Here is a 2,028-nt window from a genome sequence, read left to right on the forward strand (position 1 = left end):
ACCGTCACCTCGACGGTCCCGGCACACCGCGAAAGCGCAACCACGACAACCGTTCTCCTCGCACCGGCGGAGCCACCCCCGCTGCCGACCACGACCGAGCCCGAGCCCGCTCCTCCGGTCGTCCCCTTCGCCGACCTCGCCCCCACCTCCGAACCGACACCCGCACCACAGCCCGTGCACCCCGCACCGGCACCGGCACCGGCACCCACCGTCGACCCGCCCGCCCCGTCCAGGGTGTACTACAACAGCTGTGCCGCCGCCCGCGCGGCAGGCGCCGCCCCGCTCTACCGAGGCGAACCCGGCTACCGATCCGGCCTGGACCGAGACGGCGACGGCGTCGCCTGCGAATAACGCGACGAGGGTCGACATCCACCCCGCCCAGGACGACCATCGAACCCACCCGACCAGGCAAGGAGGTCCCGCATGCGAGTCATCCGTATCACCCCCAACCTGCCGGTTCCCGACAGCGCGGCCGCGAAGAGCTTCTACACCGACTTTCTCGGCCTGAGCACCGAGGAATTCAACCTCGGCTGGGTCGCCCGCTACACCTCCCCCACCACCGGCGCACACGTCCAGCTGGTCACCGGCGACGCCACCGCACCCGAGGACTCCGCGCTCTCCGTCCACGTCGACGACCTCGACGCCGCCTACGAACAGGCCCGCGCCCACGGCTACGAGATCGTCCATCCCCTCACCACCGAGGAATGGGGTGTCCGCCGCTTCTTCGTCCGCGCCCCGGACGGCACCGTGATCAATGTCGTCGCCCACCACGACTGAGCGCCGGGTCGACCACCGCCGTGCGGCAATCCGATCGGCGGGGACGAAAGTCGAGGAGCTCAGAGCGCGAAGGTGAGGGCCTCAGGCCGGATGTAGTCGCCGGGGTCGGAGAGGAAACGCAGCTCCGGGCGCTGGTCGGCGGGCAGCCGCTCCAGTTCGCCCTCCAGCGTGGCCCGATAGGTTTCACCGCGCGCGGTGAAGCCGGGGAGCCAGTTGTCGTGATGGCTGGGCACGAACACCCCGGGCCGGGTCGCCTCGATGTACTGCCGGACATCGCGAAGGCCGTTCAGCGGCTGGTTGAAACCCTGGATGGCGCCGACGTGCACGTCGCTGGCGGGCAGCGCGCGCAGGACGTCGTACACCTGGGGCGCGGCCTCGGTCAGCGGTCCGGCGGAGTCGTTCCAGGTGAGGGTGAATCCGCCGACCCGGAACTGGTAGAGGAGGCTGCCGCCCTCCTGGTCGGGCAGGGCGGACCCGAGGGCGATGAGGTCACACAGCTCCGGTGGGTTCGCGATCGAGTCACGGATGTCGGGTACGGGGAAGAACGGCGCCGAGCCTGCGCCACTGCGGTCCGGGGGTTTCGGTCCCGAATGCACATGCCGCACGGCCGTCACCTCCACCGGTCCGACCGAATGGTGACAGGTCTCGCCGGGCGCCGAGGTCGCGTCCCCCAACGCCACCGTGCGCAGAGGCGATTCCGGGACGTGGCTCTGGGCCTGGGCGCAGTGCTCGGCCGTGCCGAACAACACCGCGCCCGAAGCCCGCGTCAGAGCACCCGCGTCGCCTGCGTGGTCGAAGTGCCCGTGGCCGAGGAAGATCGCCTCCGGGCGGAGATCGCCCACCTCTGCCACAGTGGTGGGGACGTATCCGCTGTGGGCGCCCCGGGGAACCCAGGCATCGAGCAGGACGACGGTGCCGCCCAGCGCCGCGGCGAAACTCGCGCATCCGAACCAGGACAGGATCACCTTGTCGCCGCGCACGGCGCCGGTCTTCGGGTCGACATTCGCCGCGCCGAAGAAGCGGGTGCGCGCGGCGATCATGCGCTCGTCCGCGGTCGCGACGGACCTCCCCGCCGTCGCGACGAGACCGGCGCCGATCGCGCCACCGAGAAGCGTGCGCCGGGTGAGCGGGCGCGAACTGAGTGAGAACTCTGACACGGCCATCCTGACAGCTGACGGAACAGACGCCGCCCATAGGGCGGCGCGCCGCGGATAGTAAACTAGGTGATAGCCGGAAAAGGCTAAGGTTAAC

General features: G+C 70.6%; 3 protein-coding genes. 2 read left to right on the forward strand and 1 reads right to left on the reverse strand.

The window, feature by feature from the left end; all coding sequences use genetic code 11:
- Positions 1-351: excalibur calcium-binding domain-containing protein (locus QH283_RS01495; RefSeq protein WP_280501219.1), on the forward strand; the 351-nt coding region annotated here is incomplete at its 5' end.
- 72 nt (positions 352-423) lie between these two features.
- Positions 424-777 carry a VOC family protein gene (locus QH283_RS01500; protein ID WP_280501220.1) on the forward strand — a complete coding sequence of 118 codons (354 nt, stop codon included), beginning with the start codon at positions 424-426 and terminating at the stop codon, positions 775-777.
- A 59-nt stretch (positions 778-836) separates the two neighbouring features.
- Here QH283_RS01500 and QH283_RS01505 read toward each other — a convergent pair whose 3' ends face one another.
- Positions 837-1,934, reverse strand: a complete 1,098-nt coding sequence (locus QH283_RS01505; RefSeq protein ID WP_280501221.1) for an MBL fold metallo-hydrolase — start codon at positions 1,932-1,934, stop codon at positions 837-839.
- Positions 1,935-2,028 lie beyond the last annotated feature (94 nt).

Source organism: Nocardia farcinica, from assembly GCF_029867845.1.
In the GTDB taxonomy this organism is placed as follows: domain Bacteria; phylum Actinomycetota; class Actinomycetes; order Mycobacteriales; family Mycobacteriaceae; genus Nocardia; species Nocardia farcinica_A.